The sequence below is a fragment of the Peribacillus simplex NBRC 15720 = DSM 1321 genome (genome assembly GCF_002243645.1).
Classification (GTDB): Bacteria; Bacillota; Bacilli; order Bacillales; family DSM-1321; genus Peribacillus; species Peribacillus simplex.
On record NZ_CP017704.1, the window covers coordinates 4,169,018 to 4,187,811 of the forward strand.

Below are 18,794 nucleotides of genomic sequence, written 5' to 3' on the forward strand. Positions count from 1 at the left end.
ATGCCGCTTCTTTTATTTGGTTTCTATTAAAAAGAGTGGGGGGGTGGCATGTATAATAATAATGGTCAAATAGACTTTTCGGAAGAGGAGGAGGAATATGGATCACTCCAAATTGATACAAAAGATTGAAGAATTATCGCTGAATGCTTTACCGGCCATACAAACGCAAATCTATGACGGATGGGTTATCCGATTTGCGGATGGATATACGAAACGGGCGAATTCTATCACCCCCATCTATACATCTAATGAAAATGTGAAAAAGAAAATATTGAATTGTGAACAATTATATTTTGCAAAGAATGATAAGGCAGTGTACAAAATGACTCCACAGGCAAAGCCTATCAACTTGGATAGAGTACTGGAAGAGTCCGGGTATGTCCTTGAGGGAACAACAAGTGTCCAAGTATTGAATTTGGCAGAAACAGAATCACCGAATGAAACCAATGTCATAAAGTATGATCATTTACATGATGACTGGTTTCACGATTTCTGCCTACTAAGTAATATCAATGATCATGATCAAACCATCCTGAAAAAGATGTTAGGGAATATCATTCCACAAACATGCTTTATGTTGTTGACTGATGAGGGGGGAACTGTGACAGCAAGTGGACTGGGTGTTTTGGAAGACGAATACATAGGCCTGTACAATATCATTACCCATGAAAACTTTCGAAACCAAGGCAATGGTGCAATACTCATTCGTAATCTATTGCATTGGGGTAAAGAAAATGGGGCAAAAAATGCTTATCTTCAGGTGATAGAAACGAACGAGCCTGCTTTATGCTTGTACGGGAAAATGGGGTTTGAAGAAAAATATAAATATTGGTATAGAATTAAAACTAAGGAGTAGAACCACTCCTTTTTTTGTTTCCTTTTTTAAGTGTTTCATCCAATATTCTCTGTGGTTAATATAGGACATATCTACTGGCCTGCTTCTCATCATATGGTCCTTATACTCTGAAATTCGGCAATTGTAAGAAAATCCCGATTGTATTATAATGATTAAGAGTATTGAGAATATTCAGAAGGAGGGGGCAAATGAGCAATAAGCCATGGCAAGCTATTTATCCGGAACAGATACCCGCTGTATTGTCGTACGAAGATAAACCTCTTTATTCTTTTTTGAAGGAATCAGCCGAAGAATTCCCTGATAAAGTATCGATTCATTTCCAGGGAAAAGAATTAACTTTCCGGGAAGTGCATGAATCTGCTTTAAAGTTTGCAGCCTATTTAAAAAGTATCGGTCTTCAAAAAGGTGAACGCGTTGCCGTCATGCTTCCTAATTGTCCTCAAGGTGTAATAAGCTTTTTTGGGATATTGATGGCCGGCGGAGTCGTGGTTCAAACGAATCCAACCTATACTGAACGTGAATTAGAATATCAAATGAAAGATTCTGGAGCGAAAATAATTTTAGCGATGGATATTTTATTTCCCCGTGTCACTGCAGTCGCATCAAGAACGGATATAGAACATATAATTGTAACCGCTATCAAGGAATATTTGCCATTCCCGAAAAACCTTATCTACCCTTTTATTCAAAAAAAGCAATACGGCATTGTCATCAATGTGGAGCATGCAGGAAATCATCATTTATTTTCCGAAATCATGAAACGAAAGATCACTGAAGAAGTCACTGAGCCGATCGATGTGCATAATGACCTTGCACTTTTGCAATATACCGGTGGGACAACAGGTTTTCCCAAAGGGGTCATGCTTACCCATAAGAACTTGCTGGCTAATACGAAAATGTGCAATGCATGGCTTTATAAAAATAAGCGCGGTGAGGAAAGGATCCTTGCGATTCTGCCTTTCTTCCATGTGTACGGTATGACTACGGTCTTGGTCCTTTCCGTCATGGAAGGGAACACCATGATCATCATGCCGAAGTTTGATGTCGAAGCGACGCTTAAAACCATCCAAAAACAGAAACCGACCATGTTTCCAGGAGCGCCAACGATGTATATCGGCCTCTTGAACCATCCGGATATCGCTAAATATGACCTTTCTTCCATAAATGCCTGTATAAGCGGTTCAGCATCATTGCCCTTAGAGGTCCAAGAGCAGTTTGAGAAAATTACCGGCGGGAAGCTTGTTGAAGGCTATGGACTTTCTGAAACCTCACCGGTGACCCATGCTAATTTCATTTGGGATCAGCCTCGTGTAAAAGGAAGCGTTGGACTGCCGTGGCCAGACACTGACTCGGTGATTCTGTCCCTGGAAAACTTTGAAGAGCTTCCTCCGAATGAAATAGGAGAAATTGCCATAAAAGGACCACAGGTAATGCAAGGATATTGGAACCGTCCGGATGAAACGGAAAAAACCTTTAAAAATGGCTGGTTGCTTACAGGAGATCTGGGTTACATGGATGAGCAGGGGTTCTTTTATGTGGTCGAGAGGAAAAAGGATACAATCATTGCAGGAGGTTTCAATATATATCCACGTGAGGTGGAAGAGGTGCTATACGAGCATGAGGCCGTACAGGAAGTAGTTGTGGCAGGTATCCCTGACCCTTATCGAGGTGAGACCGTCAAGGCCTATGTCGTACTGAAAAAAAATGCCAGGGCCACTGAAGAGGAATTGAATGAATTTGCCAGAAAAAACCTGGCTTCCTATAAGGTGCCGCGCAGCTATGAATTCAGGGATGAACTTCCTAAAACGACGATAGGAAAAATCCTGAGAAGAGTCCTTATCGAGGAAGAAAAGAAAAAAATATCTGAGGAAAGAAAAGAAGCTTAAACAAGCCCCCCCTTAACGGAGCAGCGGAAGATAGCTCCGTGTTTTGCAGAACGACTGGACAGCCTATGGATGGGGGCTGTACAATGAACACAAGTGGAATGTCAGGACTCTTAGAAGTTTTTGCTTGACAGTAAAGGGGCGTCATTTTATGATAGAAATATGAATGATGGTTCATTCATTTTCTGAAAGGGGACATCCAGTGAAAAGCAACAGACCAAAGTATAATCAAATTATTGATGCGGCAGTTATCGTCATTGCCCAAAACGGTTACTATCAAGCCCAAGTATCCAAAATCGCCAAGCAGGCAGGCGTAGCGGATGGCACCATATATCTTTATTTTAAAAATAAAGAAGATATCTTAATATCATTATTCCATGAAAAGATGGGCTATTTTGTGGAACAGATCGAAGAAGAACTAAAAGGAAAGACAACTGCTTCGGATAAACTTCATGTGCTTATCCAAAAACATTTTCAAAACCTTTCAGAAGACGTGAATTTAGCAATTGTCACTCAGTTGGAATTAAGACAGTCGAATAAAGAATTGCGCCTAAGAATTAATGATGTGTTAAGAGGGTATTTAAATTTAATCGATCAGATCATTATAGAAGGAAAAGAGAACGGCGAATTCCTGCCTGATTTAAATAGTTTACTTACCAGGCAGATGATTTTTGGAACGATTGACGAAACAGTGACGACTTGGGTCATGAATGAGCAAAAGTACTCGCTTCCTGACCTTGCACCAGACGTTCACCGCCTTCTAATTGGCGGCTGTGGCCTGAAAAGTTAACGATTTAAATAGAGGATGGCTAGCCATCCTCGAAAGAATCGGTTAATCCTGCTTCCAGCTTTATCGGGAAGTGATACATATTGAATTTTCAAAAAAGTTTGACTAGCATGCCTGGAGGGATTGATATGGAATACCTTAAGCTTTCTGTCGAAAATCATGTGGCTTTTATAACGATTGATCATGCACCTGCAAATGCGCTTTCCTCGGCTATCATCGGAGAGCTGTCACAGGCCTTCGATCAAATTGAGAAAGACGAAGCCGTAAGGGTTGTCCTTCTTCATGGTGAAGGAAGATTCTTCTCTGCAGGAGCAGATATTAAAGAATTTACAGAAGTGAAAAACGGGAAAGCTTTCGAGAAACTGACCAAGAATGGGCAATCTGTATTTGAGAAAATCGAATCCTTTCCAAAACCGGTCATTGCAGCCATCCATGGAGCGGCGCTTGGCGGAGGATTGGAGCTGGCTATGGCCTGTCACATCCGTTTGGTAACTGAAAGGGCTAAACTGGGTTTGCCTGAGCTGCAGTTGGGCTTAATCCCTGGATTTGCTGGGACCCAACGTCTTCCTCGTTATGTGGGCATGGCAAAGGCAGCTGAAATGCTGTTTACAAGTGAACCTATTTCAGGAACCCAAGCTGTGCAATGTGGATTGGCGAATCATGCCTTCACGGATGAAGAACTGATTCCTAAAGCTAAGGAACTAGCCAATAAAATTGCCAAGAAAAGCCCACTGGCTTTAAAGTCGGCCATTGAGTTATTAAATTATTCCAAGCATGATTCCTACCATAAAGGTGTGGAAAGGGAAGCAGCCCTCTTTGGCCAAGCTTTCGATACCGCTGATGCACAAGAAGGAATCGCCGCTTTCATTGAAAAAAGGGAAGCTGTATTCAAAGGGCAATGACGATTCGGTATAAATAACTATTTTTATATATCATGCAGGATTTTGATGAAATATGAAGAACAATACTATATATCAATAAAATTCATAATCTTCAAAACTCAAATTATTCGGGAGGTATTATCGTGAACATTTATGTACTGCTGAAAAGAACATTTGATACAGAAGAAAAAATTACACTATCTAACGGGAAAATTAATGAGGATGGAGCAGAATTCATCATTAATCCATACGATGAGTATGCAGTTGAAGAAGCAATCCAGGTGCGTGATGCACAAGGCGGCGAAGTAACGGTTATTTCTGTCGGAACCGAAGAGGCTGAAAAGCAATTACGCACAGCGCTGGCAATGGGTGCTGACAAAGCCGTATTGATAAATATAGAAGACGACATAGAAAATGGCGACCAATTCACGACTGCCAAAATTATAGGCGAATACTTAAAAGGTAAAAATGCCGATTTAATCATTGCAGGGAACGTTGCAATCGATGGCGGTTCTGGTCAAGTGGGACCACGCGTTGCCGAAATTTTAGAAATTCCTTATATTACAACCATTACTAAACTGGACATCGCAAATGGAAATGTAAGCGTTATCCGTGATGTCGAAGGGGATTCTGAAACGATCGAAGCATCCCTTCCATTGTTGGTGACAGCTCAACAAGGGCTAAATGAGCCACGTTATCCTTCATTGCCAGGAATCATGAAAGCGAAGAAAAAACCGCTTGAAGAATTGGAATTGGATGACCTGGATTTGGAAGAAGAAGACGTTGAAGCAAAAACAAAAACGATTGAAATATACCTTCCTGCTAAAAAAGAAGCTGGAAAAGTATTGGACGGCGAAATCGGTGATCAAGTTAGCGAACTTGTTCAATTATTACGCAGTGAAGCAAAAGTGATTTAATCGAAACGGTACTTTTCAAAACAACAAAACACGACAAAATGAAAAATAGAGCACAGGAGGTTTTTATAAATGGCTAGAAAGTTTCTTGTATTGGGCGAAGTTCGTGACGGTTCACTAAGAAATGTATCATTTGAAGCTATCGGTGCGGCTAAACTTGCTGCAGATGGCGGGGAAATCGTAGGTGTTTTAGTTGGTGATAGTGTTCAAAATTTTGGAAATGAATTGATCCAGTATGGCGCAGACCGGGTTGTTGCAGTCGAAAATGATCAATTGAAACAATATACTTCAGATGGATATGCGCAAAGCTTGCTTGCCGTCATCGAGCAGGAAAAGCCAGAAGGGATTTTCTTTGGACATACGGCCCTAGGAAAAGACCTTGCACCTAAATTGGCTGGAAAGCTTGAATCAGGATTGATCTCCGACGTTACATCCATTGAAGAAGAAGGCGGAAATATCGTTTTCACCCGCCCGATATATTCCGGTAAAGCATTTGAAAAGAAAATTGTTACAGATGGCGTGATATTCGCGACAATCCGTCCGAACAATATCGAACCATTAGCAAAAGATGAGTCCCGCTCTGGTGATGTTTCTACATTAAGTGTGGATATTAAGGATTTACGCACAATCATTAAAGATGTTGTTAGAAAAGCTAGTGAAGGGGTCGACCTTTCAGAAGCGAAAGTAGTCATCGCAGGTGGCCGCGGCGTGAAAAGTGAAGATGGTTTTGAACCATTAAAGGAACTGGCACAAGTTCTTGGCGGTGCGGTAGGAGCTTCCCGCGGAGCATGTGATGCAGACTATTGCGATTACTCTTTGCAAATCGGGCAAACGGGTAAAGTCGTAACACCTGACCTTTATATCGCCTGCGGAATTTCCGGTGCGATCCAGCATTTAGCGGGGATGTCCAACTCCAAGGTCATCGTTGCCATCAACAAAGACCCGGAAGCTAACATATTTAATGTGGCTGATTATGGAATCGTCGGAGACCTTTTCGAAGTCGTTCCATTACTTACGGAAGAATTCAAAAAACTTAAAGTTAACGCGTAAGAGAAATAATACAGATGAGGGGCAAGACATGCGGCATAAGCCGTTACATGTCTTGCCCTTTCTTTGGGCTTATAGGCAAGGGTTTTGGCCTGCATGTTTATTCTTTTTTTGGACATCCTACCACTGAAGCAAAATATTAGCATCGATTCTAACAACAATGATATACTGTCTTTAGTTATTTGAGTAAATTTGAGGAGGAATTATATATGGCTATTGTAAATGCAACTGACCAAACTTTCACAACTGATACTAGCGAAGGTGTCGTTCTTGTAGATTTTTGGGCTCCATGGTGTGGACCTTGTAAAATGATCGCTCCTGTTCTTCAAGAGCTTGATACTGAAATTGGCGATACAGCAAAAATCGTAAAAGTGGATGTAGATGAAAACCAAGAAACAGCTGGAAAATTCGGTGTGATGAGCATCCCGACATTAATCGTCCTTAAAGACGGTGAAGTGGTTGACAAGGTTGTTGGTTTCCAACCTAAAGAAGCACTTGCTGAACTTATTGCAAAACACGCGTAATAAATAGTAAGTTAGCTAAAAAAAGCTTCAAGTCTGCGGACTTGAAGCTTTTTTCGCTATCTTGATATATAATGATTGTAAAAATGGGAGAACAGGAGGCTGAATGCATGAATCAACAAATAAAGAATAAACTTGCCCTTCTTCCCGATCAACCTGGTTGCTATTTAATGAAAGATCGTCAGGGAACGATCATATATGTAGGCAAAGCGAAGGTGTTGAAAAATCGTGTCCGTTCTTATTTTACGGGATCACATGATGGAAAAACATTTCGGCTCGTCAATGAGATTGAGGATTTCGAATACATCGTCACCTCCTCCAATATCGAGGCTCTTATTTTAGAGTTGAACTTAATCAAAAAACATGACCCAAAATATAATGTCATGCTAAAGGATGATAAGACGTATCCTTTCATCAAGCTGACTGCGGAACGCCACCCACGTTTAATCATTACCCGAAAGGTCAAAAAAGACAAAGGGAAATATTTCGGTCCTTATCCGAATGCTTTTGCAGCTAACGAAACGAAAAAATTGCTCGACCGCATCTATCCCCTAAGAAAATGCAATACTTTACCGGATCGCGTTTGTCTATACTATCACCTTGGCCAGTGCCTGGCCCCATGTGTATATGAAGTAGAGGAACAGGAATATAAAAAAATGGTGGATGATATCAACCGGTTCTTGAACGGCGGGCATACTGAAATAAAAAAAGAACTGACTGAAAAAATGCTGGAGGCATCAGAAGAGCTCGATTTCGAGAGGGCCAAGGAGTTCCGTGACAAGATTGCCCACATCGATATTACGATGGAGAAGCAAAAAATGATGACGACCGATTTCATCGACAGGGATGTATTTGGCTTTGCCTATGATAAAGGCTGGATGTGCGTTCAGGTATTTTTTGTCCGGCAGGGTAAATTAATAGAAAGGGATGTTTCACTTTTTCCGGTCTACGATGAACCCGAACAGGAACTTCTTACATTCCTCGGTCAGTTTTACGAGATTACGAACCACTTTAAACCAAAGGAAATCTTGCTGCCTGAATCAGTGGATGCCGAAATGGCCGAAGGGCTGCTTGGTGTCAAAACGATTCACCCGAAACGGGGAGCGAAAAAAGACATGCTTAAATTGGCGAATAAAAATGCCTCCATCGCCCTTCAGGAAAAATTCTCTTTGATTGAAAGGGATGAAGAAAGAACGATCAATGCGGTGGAAAACCTCGGGAACCAACTGGGTATCTACACCCCGCATCGAATTGAAGCTTTCGATAACTCCAATATCCAGGGAAGTGACCCTGTTTCCGCTTTAGTCGTGTTCATTGATGGGAAGCCGGAAAAAAGGGAGTACCGTAAATATAAGATCAAGACGGTCCAGGGGCCTGATGATTATGGATCGATGCGTGAAGTGGTCAGAAGAAGGTATTCACGAGTATTGAAAGAAGGGCTGCCGCTTCCGGACTTAATCATCATTGATGGCGGAAAGGGACATGTGGAAGCCGTTCGGGATATTCTGGAAAATGAATTGGGCCTTGATATACCACTTTCAGGCCTCATTAAGGATGAAAAGCATAGGACATCGCAATTGATGATCGGAAATCCTCTTGAACTCGTACCTCTTGATTCACGGAGCCAGGAATTTTACCTATTGCAAAGAATTCAGGATGAAGTGCATCGGTTCGCGATTACGTTTCATCGCCAGCTACGCGGGAAAAATGCAGTTCACTCCCAGCTTGATGATATTCCAGGAGTCGGGGAAAAACGAAGGAAGCAATTATTAAGGCATTTTGGATCATTGAAGAAAATCAAAGAGGCAACGGCCGAAGAAATCATGGAAGCTGGCATGCCAAAAGGGGTAGCCGAGGGAATCGTTAGAAAATTACAAGAATAATCTTGCTACCGATAAATCTCTATGCTATGATTAAAAGGAATTTTTAACTAGACAACTTAAAAGTGCTGATAGAGGTGCGGAATTCAAGAGTAAAAACCTGGAGAAGTATGAGCTTCCATGAAAGGTTTTGAAAGGGGATGACGCCGAAGGAAGACAAGACTCATACCTTGTTTTCCTGGTCCGACATTTAATAAATGGCGGATTGTCAGGGTTTATACCCTGGAGAGCTATCTCACTGTGTTTACAGTATTAGATATGTGATCACAGCAATGAGATATTTCTCATTGCTTTTTTTATTGCCTAAAAACTAGAGAGGGTGCATGAGGATGGCATTAATCGTTCAAAAATTCGGCGGAACATCCGTCGGTAGCGTAGAAAAAATCAAAAATGTTGCCAATCGGGTAATCGAGGAAGCGGAGAATGGAAATGAGGTAGTCGTAGTTGTTTCAGCTATGGGGAAAACAACGGACCAATTGGTTTCCATGGCCCGGGATATTTCCGGAACCCCGAGCAAGAGGGAAATGGATATGCTATTGACTACTGGGGAACAGGTAACGATTTCCCTGTTAACGATGGCATTGATTGAAGAAGGATATGAAGCTATTTCGTATACTGGCTGGCAGGCTGGCATGCAAACGGAATCCGTTCATGGGAATGCCCGGATTTTAAACATTGATGCTTCAAGGATCCAAGCTCAGCTTCAGGAGAAGAAAATAGTGGTCGTAGCCGGTTTCCAGGGGAACGATATAAATGGGGAAATCACTACCTTAGGGCGAGGTGGTTCCGATACGACGGCGGTTGCCATCGCTGCAGCGCTGAATGCGGATAGATGTGATATATATACCGATGTAACGGGTGTTTTCACAACGGATCCACGCTACATAAAAGGCGCGCGAAAACTCCAATCCATTTCTTACGATGAAATGCTGGAACTTGCCAACCTGGGGGCGGGCGTCCTTCATCCAAGGGCTGTCGAATATGCAAAAAATTATCAAATTCCGCTTGAAGTCCGTTCAAGCATGGAGAGAGAATCAGGAACGATCATTGAGGAGGAAGCAACTATGGAAGAAAACTTAATTGTACGAGGCATTGCTTTTGAAGACAGTATTACGAGGGTCACAATATATGGTTTGCCCCAATCACTTGGTGCACTATCCACAATTTTCACGACACTTGCGAAAAACCGGATTAATGTAGACATCATCATTCAAAGCATGACTGCCGAGGATACGACCAATCTATCTTTTTCCACAAAAAGTGAAGATACAGAAGCGGCCTTGATCGTGCTGGAAAATAATAAAGAACAATTGGGATTCGATCGAGTCGAAACGGAGAGTGGGTTGGCCAAAGTGTCGATCGTCGGTTCTGGTATGGTATCTAACCCAGGAGTGGCTGCCGAGATGTTTGAAGTGATGGCCAATACAGGAATCCAGGTGAAAATGGTCAGCACATCGGAAATTAAAGTTTCGACTGTCGTCAATGAAAAGGAAATGGTGAAGGCGGTTGAATCTCTTCATGAAGCATTTAAACTTGGTCAGCATGCAAATGTGCTAGCTTAAGTGTAAGGAGTCCAATAAAAAACAGACTTCCGGTAAAAAGGGTAAGTCTGTTTTAAGGGCATATTAGATTGGATCTCTGGGATCCCATTGGATGGTGAATATCACTTTTTTTGCGCGGCGTTTGATTTCTTCCGTTGATTCGCTGAGGAATTTTTTTTGCAGTGTAAACTGCTCGGCAAGGAAACCGGCTTCAAGTTGGAAGTGACAATCAGGGTGTAAATCCAGGCGGCGGCTGATTATTTCGCCCGTCAGGGATAATTCCATTTCGTGTTTCGTATACTTCATGATTTCCAGATTGCCCCATCCAGCGCTTTGGAAAAATTCAATCACTTCCTGATCGCCATTCAATGGGAATTTTCTTGCTAATTGTTTACCTGCCCAATAGAGGATTTGATTAGAGTCTTTTCCGAGAATATCGTTCAATAGAACTTCTCTGATTAATTCGTATCCGAAAGCTGGCACTTGGAATTCTTCAGTTTGAATTTCTTCAGCTTGAATCTCTTCTTCTATCGCAGCAGCAATATTTTTTTTCATAGTTTATCGCCTCTTTCTGTAAATCTATTATAAACGTATTTCTTTTGCAAATTATACTGTTTTTTATTTATTTAAATAGTAATTGGAAAAAAATGAGAAATTATATCGGGATATTAATAGATTAATTAGTAATTTCTCCAAAATATCAACTTGACAAATAAAAAATAGACAATTTAATCCAATAAAATCTATTCTGAAAAAGAGATTTCTTGTATCCGTTTTCTTGACGCACATAGAAGTCAGGAGTAAAATGGACATGTCACATAATTGTAAAGGGAGTATAGGGGAGTTTTCTGACTCTATACTTTATTTTCACGCGGAGATAAAAGGTAGCCACCAGATTATCTTTGCATGATTTTTCACAAATTAAGGGGGGGCACTTAGTGGCAAAGAATCGTGAGTTTGGGAATCGCAGGCTTCATTCACTTCTAGGAGTAATTCCAATTGGTCTATTCCTAATTTTTCATTTATCGGTAAACTTTATGGCAACAAAAGGAGAAGAAACTTTTAATGGGGCAGTTCATTTAATTGAGTTTACGCCCGTAAAGATTTTGGTTGAATGGGTCGTCATCTATCTACCAATCCTTTTCCATGCTGTGTACGGAATTTATATTGCCTTTACAGCAAAAAACAATTTAGGGAGATTTGGATTCTTCCGTAACTGGATGTTCATGCTTCAACGTGTAACTGGAATCATAACGTTGATTTTCCTTGTTTGGCATATCTGGCAGACAAGAGTTCAAGCAGCTCTTGGAGCAACAGTTGATTTCGATATGATGGCGGAAATTTTCTCTAGTCCATTTATGCTTGTGTTCTATATTGTTGGTATTATCTCAGCAATTTTCCACTTTGCTAATGGATTATGGTCATTTGCAGTGAGCTGGGGTCTGACAGTTTCACCAAGATCGCAAAGAATCATGACTTACTTTACATTGATCGTTTTCGTTCTTCTTTCTTATATCGGAATTAGCGCAATTTTCGCTTTCGTATAAGAAGATAGAGTTCATTTATAAGTATTAGGAAAAACATAGCTTGGCTAATGGAAATAAGGGAGTGACAGAATTGGGTAAAGGTAAAATAGTTATCGTTGGTGGAGGTCTAGCTGGATTAATGGCTACGATCAAAGCAGCAGAGCTGGGACAACAGGTTGATTTATTTTCTTTAGTGCCTGTTAAACGCTCTCACTCAGTTTGTGCCCAAGGCGGAATCAATGGGGCAGTAAATACAAAAGGTGAAGGGGATTCTCCATACATCCACTTCGACGATACAGTTTATGGCGGAGATTTCTTGGCTAACCAACCGCCGGTTAAAGCGATGTGCGAAGCAGCACCATCGATCATCCACATGTTTGACCGTATGGGTGTTATGTTCAACCGTACTCCGGAAGGTCTTCTTGATTTCCGTCGTTTCGGTGGTACTCAACATAGCCGTACAGCATTCGCTGGTGCAACAACTGGTCAGCAATTACTTTACGCATTGGACGAGCAGGTTCGCCGTTATGAAGTTGAAGGCCTTGTAACGAAATATGAAGGCTGGGAATTCCTTGGAGCTGTTATCGATGATGAGCAAACAGCACGCGGTATCGTAGCTCAAAACCTGACTTCAATGGAAATCAAATCATTCCCTGGCGACGCAGTCATCATGGCGAGCGGCGGCCCTGGAATCATTTTCGGTAAATCGACTAACTCAATGATCAATACAGGATCAGCAGCATCCATCGTTTATCAACAAGGTGTAAATTATGCAAATGGTGAGTTCATTCAAATTCACCCGACAGCAATCCCTGGAGATGACAAACTTCGTCTAATGAGTGAATCCGCTCGTGGTGAAGGTGGACGTATCTGGACATATAAAGACGGAAAACCTTGGTATTTCCTTGAAGAAAAATACCCTGCTTATGGTAATCTAGTACCTCGTGATATCGCGACTCGTGAAATCTTCGACGTATGCATGAACATGAAGCTTGGCATTAATGGAGAAAACATGGTTTACCTGGATCTATCACATAAAGATCCTAAATTACTTGATATAAAACTTGGCGGAATCATTGAAATTTACGAGAAATTCATGGGTGAAGATCCTCGTAAAGTTCCAATGAAAATTTTCCCTGCCGTTCACTATTCTATGGGCGGACTTTGGGTGGATTATGACCAAATGACTAACATCAAAGGTTTATTCGCTGCAGGTGAGTGTGACTACTCTCAACATGGCGGTAACCGACTTGGTGCGAACTCACTTCTTTCTGCAATCTATGGTGGTTCAGTAGCTGGACCGAATGCCGTTAAATATATTGAAGGCCTTGATAAAACTTCAGAATCCATTCCATCTTCATTGTTTGAAGGGTACGAGAAACAAGAACAGGAAAAATGGAATGAAGTCATGTCTCTTGATGGTAACGAAAATGCATACGTTCTTCACAAAGAACTTGGTGAGTGGATGACACAGCATGTTACTGTAGTTCGTTACAATGACAAGCTGAAAGAAACGGATAACAAGATTCTTGAGCTGATGGAACGTTACAAGAAAATTAACATCAATGACACGGCAAAATGGAGTAACCAAGGAGCAGCATTCACTAGACAGCTGCAAAACATGATGCAATTGGCTCGTGTAATCACAATTGGTGCGTTAAACCGTGACGAAAGCCGCGGAGCGCATTACAAACCTGATTTCCCAGAACGTAATGATGAGGAATTCATGAAAACTACTATGGCAACATTCAAAGGCTTGGATCAAGCACCTGAATTCCATTATGAAGATATTGATGTATCACTGATCGCACCGCGTAAACGTGACTACACTACGAAACACTAAAGAGGGGGAGCAAAAAAATGGTTGAAACTAAATCTGAGACTAAAACAGTCCGTTTTATAATCACTCGTCAAGATACACCGGATTCAGCTCCTTATGATGAGGAATTCGAATTAGCGTACCGTCCGAATATGAACGTAATTTCCGCTCTAATGGAAATTCGTCGTAATCCAGTAACTGTACAAGGCAAGCACACTACAGCAATCGCATGGGACATGAACTGTCTTGAAGAGGTATGTGGTGCTTGTTCAATGGTTATCAATGGTAAACCAAGACAATCATGTACAGCTCTTATCGATCAGTTGGAGCAGCCGGTTCGTCTAGCTCCAATGCGTACATTCCCTGTTGTTCGTGACCTACAAGTCGATCGCAGCCGTATGTTCGACTCATTGAAAAAGGTAAAAGCATGGATTCCAATCGATGGAACGTACAATCTTGGACCAGGACCGCGTATGCCAGAAAAGAAACGTCAATGGGCTTACGAGTTATCTAAATGTATGACTTGCGGTGTTTGTTTGGAAGCTTGTCCGAACGTAAACAGCAATTCAGACTTCATGGGGCCACAACCATTATCACAAGTTCGTTTATTCAATGCACATCCAACGGGTGCAATGAACAAAGGTGAACGTTTAAATACAATCATGGGTGATGGAGGACTTGCAAACTGCGGTAACTCACAAAACTGTGTGCAGTCTTGCCCTAAAGGCATTCCATTAACGACTTCGATTGCAGCGTTGAACCGTGATACTACGATCCAACAATTCCGTAACTTCTTCGGCAGCGACGAAGTTTAATAATGAACATGAAAGAACCTGTATCTTATGATATGGGTTCTTTTTTTCTCATTGTTTTACATACGCAGACTTGGTTGGGAATCGATGATAACTAGGAGCGAAGTGTAAATGACTTGCGGCACCCAGCAAAGGATGGAGGATTAGATTAATAAAGTGAGCAATAAGCAAATTAACCAGCTTCCAATAGAAAATCCTTTTCAATATCGTTGTTTTCTTATAAAATGAGTGAATAGTCATTCAATTCAGAAAGGGTGTGCACAAGATGGGCAGAATATCATATATCGATAATATAACGGAGTGGATCAATGATTTTTCTTTTAAACATGAGATTAAGGTCCGCTTTTCGGAAACTGATATGTTTGGGCACTTGAATAACACGATTCCTTTTACTTATTTTGAGGAAGCTCGGATTGAGTATTTCAACAGTATGGGGTTCATGAAGGATTGGACCTCGGCTGAATGCGGTGAGATGCCGGTTGTTGCCAATTTACAGTGTGATTACCTGAAGCAGGTGTTTTTCAATGATATATTGACGATCCATGTGAAAGCTGACCATATCGGGAATTCATCAGTGGACATACATTATATGGGGACCAAACAAGATGGTTCACTTTGTTTAACGGGCAGGGGGACGATTGTACAAGTCTCCAAGGCCACCGGAAAGCCGATACCTTGGACGGAAGAGATGAAGCGATCGATGTGGCATACTGAGCTGGAACATACCTAAAAATATTTCCATTTAGACAAGTAAAAGAGTCACTCCATTGCCCCAGCCGACATACTATATCTTGACTAAATAGACACCCACTCCGGGTTTTATGCTGGTGAAGGCAAGGAGGGTAACATTACTTGAAGGAGAACGAATTCACTCATAAGCCACTACTCACCAAAAGAGAAAAAGAAGTATTTGAGTTACTAGTACAAGACAAAACAACAAAAGAAATCGCAGGTGAATTGTTTATAAGCGAAAAAACAGTTCGAAACCATATTTCGAATGCGATGCAGAAGCTTGGAGTTAAAGGACGTTCGCAGGCAGTCATAGAACTCCTTCGTATGGGAGAACTTAAGCTTTAATGTGTTAACTCTTAATACGTAAGCCTTATAAATAATTTCTCTCCCGTTCATTGGCAGCATATAAGGAAGGGCAAAACAATTTGGTTGTTTTGACTTCTTTGGATGCTGCTTATTTTTATGTGGATGATTTCAATATGATTCCAGACAATCATTCTTGAAAATCATTTCACTTTCATCCAAAATGGTAGTATGATAAGTTTCATGAAGTGGGGAGTTGTGTGTATGGATGAAGAGAAGCAGACGGCATATGTAGCCGATATCGAGAGGGAATTGCGCTATGTATCGACATGGCTTAAGCAAAGGGGAAGAGAAATTCTCCATGATTATAAAATTACCATTCCTCAATTCGTGGCTTTGCAATGGCTTTTTGAATCGGGCGACATGACGATTGGCGAATTGTCCACGAAGATGTTTCTCGCCTTCAGCACAACGACGGATCTGATTGACCGCATGGAGAAACATCAGCTTGTCCAGCGTGTCAGGGATGAAAAGGACCGGCGTGTGGTTCGAATTCACCTTCTTGAAGAAGGTGAACGGATTATCGAAGAAGTGATTAATAAACGGCAGCAGTACTTGAGTGGCGTGTTAGTCAATTTTAACGAATCTGACATCATGTCCCTCAAAGGGATTCTAGCAAAACTACATCAAGAAATGAAAGAAAAATGAGGCGAGTTTTTTGAAACAACCGATAGGCATCATTGATTCAGGGGTAGGCGGCTTGACAGTAGCTAAAGAAGTCATGCGTCAGCTTCCAAATGAAAATATAATTTACTTAGGTGATACAGCAAGATGCCCTTATGGGCCGAGGACCAAAAAGGATGTTCAAACCTTCACATGGCAAATGACGAGGTTTTTGATGAAGAAGGAAATAAAAATGCTGATCATCGCTTGCAATACAGCGACTGCAGCTGTACTGGATGAAATCAGGGCAACACTTCCGATTCCTGTGTTGGGTGTCATTCATCCAGGAGCAAGGGCGGCATTGAAAGTTTCTGATTCCTTGCATATAGGCGTTATTGGTACGGAAGGCACGGTAAAAAGCAAAGCTTATGACGATGCACTTGCCTCCATCAATTCCGATGTGAAGGTAGATAGTTTAGCATGCCCGAAATTTGTCCCTATCGTAGAAAGCGGGGAGTTTCAAGGGGGTATCGTCAATAGGGTCGTGGCACAAACCTTGAACCCGTTGAAGAAAACGAAGATCGATACATTGATCCTTGGCTGTACCCATTATCCACTGCTGGGGCCTGTAATCTCTTCCTATATGGGGGATAAAGTACAAGTCATTTCCTCTGGGGAAGAGACGGCACGTGAGGCAAGTGTCATTTTGGATTACTATAAGTTAATCAATAGAAGCAAGCTCCGTCCAGTTCATCGCTTTTATACGACCGGTTCAAGAGATATGTTTGGTTCCATCGCGTCGAGCTGGCTCGGTATACATGTCAATACCATCGAAACAATTAAAATTGATCACTTATAAGGCTTCCATTTGGAAGTCTTTTTTTTTTTCAGGAAGGGAAAAAATGAAAAAGCATATTGTTATGTATATAGCAACGCTAGAGAAGATGGAAGCATAGATTGGCCTGGAGAGACAGAAGGGGAAGGGGACAATGGATACGGCGATTTCTATAATAGTATCGATGCGGTGATTATGGGAAATTAGACATATCAACAGATTCATACTTTGGCAGAAGAATTTCCCTATCAAGATAAACCTGCCATGTCTTTTCAAGAAGTGCGAAAGGGAAAGACGGATATGTGGAGTTTGTGAACGAAGATGTGGGTGATTTCATGAGGGAAACGCAGGTGGATGAAATGATCCTGTCCATCATTCCGATTATACTGGGGGATGGGATTCGATTGTTCCAATCAGGAAGTCCCGAAATCTCAATGAAGCTGACAAAGATGCAGCAGTAAGGGCAAATTGCCCAGCTCCATTATCAGAGAGAAAAATAATTGGTCTATTTTTTCCTAGGGCTCGTATAAATAGGAGTACAAACTGTCCTAGGAGTGATTTTATGTCCAATAAATCAAAAGTAACAATGGTTGTGACCATTCTGGCATCTTCTTTTTGGCTTTCAGGCTGCGGATTATTTGGCGGTGAAGAGAAAAAGGAAATAGATCCACCAAAGGATGTATCATTAGTCGAGGATGAATCTTCATTAAAAGAAACAGAGACGAATGGTGAAGAAAAGCCAGCGACTGATGGAGAGGAAGGCGCTGTTGAAACGAAAACAGTGAAGACGGAGTTATATTTAATTGATAAAAGCGGGTATGTGGTTCCACAGACAATGGAACTTCCTAAATCGGAAGCTGTTGCTAAACAGGCCCTTGATTACCTTGTCGATAATGGACCTGTCACGGATAAACTTCCAAATGGGTTCAGGGCCGTCATTCCTGCCGATACTCAAATAAGCGTGAACATCAAAGACGGAGTGGCAGTGGCGGACTTTTCGCCGGAGTTCAAAAACTATCAGAAAGAGGATGAACTTAAAATCCTTCAAGCCATTACATGGACCCTGACACAATTCGACTCGGTCGATAAAATCCAAATGAGAATTAATGGGGAAGATATTTCCGAAATGCCGGTCAATGGGACACCGATAGATGAGAATATCTCAAGGTCGTCAGGAATCAATATCGATACGAGTGACGTGGTCGACATTTCCAATACCAAAGCACTGACCGTTTATTATGTAGGCGGTGACGAGGAGTACACCTATTATGTTCCGGTGACGCGCAGGATCAGCGAAACGGTGTCTGATAATGTAACAGCCGTCATTCAGGAATTAACGAAGAGTCCTTCGGATTCTAGCCTGCAAACAGGGTTCATGAGTGATGTAGCTTTACTTGACGAGCCTAAAGTGGCAGAAGGTAAGGTCAGCCTCAATTTTAACGAAAATATCCTTGGAAGCTTTAAAGAGAAAAAGGTATCACAGGAAGTCCTTGATGCCTTGGTCCTTTCTTTAACGGAACAGAAAGGAATTAAAAGCGTTGAAGTACAAGTGCAGGGCAGCGCTGATGTTCTTAATGAAGAAGGTAAGAAATTATCCGAACCAGTGGTCCGCCCAGAGAAAGTCAACACAGGTAGTTTTTAAATATATTTAGATAAAGCACAATGAGGCAGCCAACAGCTGCCTCTTATTTTTATACCTCCACCCACCATACAATGAATCAAAAACCTAATACCCCCGCCAAGCAATTTCTCGTATCGTGAGAAAGTTTTTACATAAATTAATTTTTAAAAGGG

General features: G+C 41.5%; 18 protein-coding genes, 1 pseudogene and 1 riboswitch. Of the genes and pseudogenes, 18 read left to right on the plus strand and 1 reads right to left on the minus strand.

What is annotated here, in order from left to right:
* Positions 1-97 precede the first annotated feature (97 nt).
* The 9 genes from BS1321_RS20120 (at position 98) to BS1321_RS20160 (ending at position 10,331) form a co-directional block, all read left to right on the plus strand.
* Positions 98-856, plus strand: a complete 759-nt coding sequence (locus BS1321_RS20120) for a GNAT family N-acetyltransferase (protein ID WP_063232772.1) — start codon at positions 98-100, stop codon at positions 854-856.
* Positions 857-1,044: 188 nt separating this feature from the next.
* Positions 1,045-2,742, plus strand: coding sequence for a long-chain-fatty-acid--CoA ligase (locus tag BS1321_RS20125; RefSeq protein ID WP_063232773.1), 1,698 nt, complete (start codon positions 1,045-1,047; stop codon positions 2,740-2,742).
* A 199-nt stretch (positions 2,743-2,941) separates the two neighbouring features.
* Positions 2,942-3,529, plus strand: a complete 588-nt coding sequence (locus BS1321_RS20130) for a fatty acid metabolism transcriptional regulator FadR (protein WP_063232879.1) — start codon at positions 2,942-2,944, stop codon at positions 3,527-3,529.
* Positions 3,530-3,654: 125 nt separating this feature from the next.
* On the plus strand, positions 3,655-4,428 hold the full coding sequence (locus tag BS1321_RS20135; RefSeq protein ID WP_063232774.1) for an enoyl-CoA hydratase: 774 nt from the start codon (positions 3,655-3,657) through the stop codon (positions 4,426-4,428).
* Between the two features lie 122 nt (positions 4,429-4,550).
* Complete coding sequence (locus BS1321_RS20140) at positions 4,551-5,324, plus strand: electron transfer flavoprotein subunit beta/FixA family protein (protein ID WP_063232775.1); 774 nt, start codon at positions 4,551-4,553, stop codon at positions 5,322-5,324.
* Positions 5,325-5,393: 69 nt separating this feature from the next.
* On the plus strand, positions 5,394-6,371 hold the full coding sequence (locus tag BS1321_RS20145; protein WP_063232776.1) for an electron transfer flavoprotein subunit alpha/FixB family protein: 978 nt from the start codon (positions 5,394-5,396) through the stop codon (positions 6,369-6,371).
* Positions 6,372-6,577: 206 nt separating this feature from the next.
* Positions 6,578-6,892, plus strand: coding sequence for a thioredoxin (gene trxA, locus BS1321_RS20150; protein WP_034308995.1), 315 nt, complete (start codon positions 6,578-6,580; stop codon positions 6,890-6,892).
* A gap of 107 nt (positions 6,893-6,999) precedes the next feature.
* Positions 7,000-8,772 (plus strand): excinuclease ABC subunit UvrC, encoded by a 1,773-nt coding sequence (uvrC, locus tag BS1321_RS20155; protein ID WP_063232777.1) that lies wholly within the window; start codon positions 7,000-7,002, stop codon positions 8,770-8,772.
* Between the two features lie 61 nt (positions 8,773-8,833).
* Positions 8,834-9,010: riboswitch (Lysine riboswitch) on the plus strand.
* An 88-nt stretch (positions 9,011-9,098) separates the two neighbouring features.
* Positions 9,099-10,331, plus strand: a complete 1,233-nt coding sequence (locus BS1321_RS20160) for an aspartate kinase (RefSeq protein ID WP_063232778.1) — start codon at positions 9,099-9,101, stop codon at positions 10,329-10,331.
* A 63-nt stretch (positions 10,332-10,394) separates the two neighbouring features.
* On the opposite strand, the gene BS1321_RS20165 is transcribed toward BS1321_RS20160, so the two are convergent.
* The gene (locus BS1321_RS20165) at positions 10,395-10,865 is read right to left on the minus strand and encodes a YslB family protein (RefSeq protein WP_063232779.1); all 471 of its coding nucleotides are present in this window, start codon (positions 10,863-10,865) and stop codon (positions 10,395-10,397) included.
* A 383-nt stretch (positions 10,866-11,248) separates the two neighbouring features.
* On the opposite strand from BS1321_RS20165, the gene BS1321_RS20170 reads away from it, so the two are divergent.
* The 9 genes and pseudogenes from BS1321_RS20170 to BS1321_RS20210 all read left to right on the plus strand — a co-directional run bounded on the left by BS1321_RS20170 (position 11,249) and on the right by BS1321_RS20210 (position 18,642).
* Complete coding sequence (locus BS1321_RS20170; RefSeq protein WP_063232780.1) at positions 11,249-11,857, plus strand: succinate dehydrogenase cytochrome b558 subunit; 609 nt, start codon at positions 11,249-11,251, stop codon at positions 11,855-11,857.
* Between the two features lie 70 nt (positions 11,858-11,927).
* A complete protein-coding gene (gene sdhA / locus BS1321_RS20175) occupies positions 11,928-13,679 on the plus strand; it encodes a succinate dehydrogenase flavoprotein subunit (RefSeq protein ID WP_063232880.1) in 1,752 nt (583 codons plus the stop codon).
* 17 nt (positions 13,680-13,696) lie between these two features.
* Positions 13,697-14,470 (plus strand): succinate dehydrogenase iron-sulfur subunit, encoded by a 774-nt coding sequence (gene sdhB / locus BS1321_RS20180; RefSeq protein ID WP_063232781.1) that lies wholly within the window; start codon positions 13,697-13,699, stop codon positions 14,468-14,470.
* A gap of 262 nt (positions 14,471-14,732) precedes the next feature.
* Positions 14,733-15,197 (plus strand): acyl-CoA thioesterase, encoded by a 465-nt coding sequence (locus tag BS1321_RS20185; RefSeq protein ID WP_063232782.1) that lies wholly within the window; start codon positions 14,733-14,735, stop codon positions 15,195-15,197.
* A gap of 122 nt (positions 15,198-15,319) precedes the next feature.
* A complete protein-coding gene (locus BS1321_RS20190; protein WP_028392149.1) occupies positions 15,320-15,544 on the plus strand; it encodes a helix-turn-helix domain-containing protein in 225 nt (74 codons plus the stop codon).
* A 222-nt stretch (positions 15,545-15,766) separates the two neighbouring features.
* On the plus strand, positions 15,767-16,210 hold the full coding sequence (locus BS1321_RS20195; protein ID WP_063232783.1) for a MarR family winged helix-turn-helix transcriptional regulator: 444 nt from the start codon (positions 15,767-15,769) through the stop codon (positions 16,208-16,210).
* Between the two features lie 10 nt (positions 16,211-16,220).
* Positions 16,221-17,024: a glutamate racemase gene (racE, locus tag BS1321_RS20200; protein WP_063232784.1), complete on the plus strand. Its 804-nt coding sequence runs from the start codon at positions 16,221-16,223 to the stop codon at positions 17,022-17,024.
* A gap of 93 nt (positions 17,025-17,117) precedes the next feature.
* Positions 17,118-17,461: pseudogene (locus BS1321_RS20205) on the plus strand (dihydrofolate reductase family protein).
* 101 nt (positions 17,462-17,562) lie between these two features.
* Positions 17,563-18,642 carry a GerMN domain-containing protein gene (locus tag BS1321_RS20210; RefSeq protein WP_063232785.1) on the plus strand — a complete coding sequence of 360 codons (1,080 nt, stop codon included), beginning with the start codon at positions 17,563-17,565 and terminating at the stop codon, positions 18,640-18,642.
* Positions 18,643-18,794 lie beyond the last annotated feature (152 nt).

Excerpts from the sequence above, each read along its gene's own strand:
- BS1321_RS20120 (WP_063232772.1), top strand. The coding sequence starts at position 98 with ATGGATCACTCCAAATTGATACAAAAGATTGAAGAATTATCGCTGAAT.
- BS1321_RS20125 (WP_063232773.1), top strand. The coding sequence starts at position 1,045 with ATGAGCAATAAGCCATGGCAAGCTATTTATCCGGAACAGATACCCGCT.
- BS1321_RS20135 (WP_063232774.1), top strand. The coding sequence starts at position 3,655 with ATGGAATACCTTAAGCTTTCTGTCGAAAATCATGTGGCTTTTATAACG.
- BS1321_RS20145 (WP_063232776.1), top strand. The coding sequence starts at position 5,394 with ATGGCTAGAAAGTTTCTTGTATTGGGCGAAGTTCGTGACGGTTCACTA.
- trxA (WP_034308995.1), top strand. The coding sequence starts at position 6,578 with ATGGCTATTGTAAATGCAACTGACCAAACTTTCACAACTGATACTAGC.
- uvrC (WP_063232777.1), top strand. The coding sequence starts at position 7,000 with ATGAATCAACAAATAAAGAATAAACTTGCCCTTCTTCCCGATCAACCT.
- BS1321_RS20160 (WP_063232778.1), top strand. The coding sequence starts at position 9,099 with ATGGCATTAATCGTTCAAAAATTCGGCGGAACATCCGTCGGTAGCGTA.
- BS1321_RS20165 (WP_063232779.1), bottom strand. The coding sequence starts at position 10,865 with ATGAAAAAAAATATTGCTGCTGCGATAGAAGAAGAGATTCAAGCTGAA.
- sdhB (WP_063232781.1), top strand. The coding sequence starts at position 13,697 with ATGGTTGAAACTAAATCTGAGACTAAAACAGTCCGTTTTATAATCACT.
- BS1321_RS20185 (WP_063232782.1), top strand. The coding sequence starts at position 14,733 with ATGGGCAGAATATCATATATCGATAATATAACGGAGTGGATCAATGAT.
- BS1321_RS20195 (WP_063232783.1), top strand. The coding sequence starts at position 15,767 with ATGGATGAAGAGAAGCAGACGGCATATGTAGCCGATATCGAGAGGGAA.
- BS1321_RS20210 (WP_063232785.1), top strand. The coding sequence starts at position 17,563 with ATGTCCAATAAATCAAAAGTAACAATGGTTGTGACCATTCTGGCATCT.